This window comes from Sandarakinorhabdus rubra, assembly GCF_010994245.1.
Classification (GTDB): Bacteria; Pseudomonadota; Alphaproteobacteria; order Sphingomonadales; family Sphingomonadaceae; genus Sandarakinorhabdus; species Sandarakinorhabdus rubra.
On the sequence record NZ_WMHO01000397.1, the window covers coordinates 1 to 990 of the forward strand.

Sequence of the window (990 nt, forward strand, 5' to 3'; positions counted from 1 at the left end):
GGCTGCCCCCGTGTTGATGATCGCCATCGACGGCCTGCGCCCGCAGGAGTGGCAGCGCCGCGACAATGGCCTGGCGCTGCCGGCCCTGCGCGGGCTCGCAGCCGGTGGGGTGAGCGCGGCGGTGACCGGCGTGCTGCCCACCGTCACCTATCCCAGCCATGCCACGCTGATGACCGGCGCCGCCCCGCGCCGCCACGGCATCGCCAGCAACCTCACCTTCGATCCCTTCCGCCGCAACGCCGATGGCTGGTACTGGTATGCCAGCGATTTCAAGGCGCAGACGCTGTGGGACGCGGCGGTGGCAGGTGGCCGCAAGGTTGCCAACGTGCACTGGCCGGTGAGCGTCGGCCTGTCGGGCCTGGTTGCCAACCTGCCGCAGATCTGGCGCACCGGCGAGGCCGATGACGACAAGTTGGTAGCGGCGCTGGCCTCCCCGGGCCTTCCGGCCAGCCTGGTGGCCGAAGCCGGCCCCTACCCGCCCGGCAAGAACGAGGACATCGCCTCCGATGAAGCGCGCGCCGCCCATGCCGCGGTGCTGATCCGGCGGCTGCGGCCGGATTTCGCCACCGTCTACCTGACCGGCTTCGATCATGAACAGCACGAGGCCGGGCCGGACAGCCCTGCCGCCCGCGCCGTGCTGGCCCGCATCGATGCTGCGGTGGGCCGGCTGGTGGCAGTCGCCCGCGCCGTGGATCCGGCGACCACCGTGGTTGTCGTGTCCGATCACGGCTTTGCCGAAACCCGCCGAACCACCAACCTGTTCATGCCGTTCATCAAGGCCGGGCTGATCCGCTTGACGCCCGATGGTCAGGGCATCGCCAGCTGGGATGCGATCCCGTGGACGGCCGGCGGCAGTGCCGCCATCGTGCTGGCCCGGCCGGCGGATGCGGCGCTGAAGGCCCGGGTGGCCGTCGTGCTGGCCAGCGTGGCCGCCGATCCCGCCGCCGGCATCGACCGGATCATGGATGATGCCGCCATCGCCGCGGCCGG

Annotated in this window: 1 protein-coding gene; it reads left to right on the plus strand. The window is 72.0% G+C overall.

What is annotated here, in order from left to right:
* Positions 1-990 (plus strand): alkaline phosphatase family protein (locus GJV64_RS14805; protein ID WP_164158261.1); only part of this gene is annotated, 990 nt, incomplete at both ends.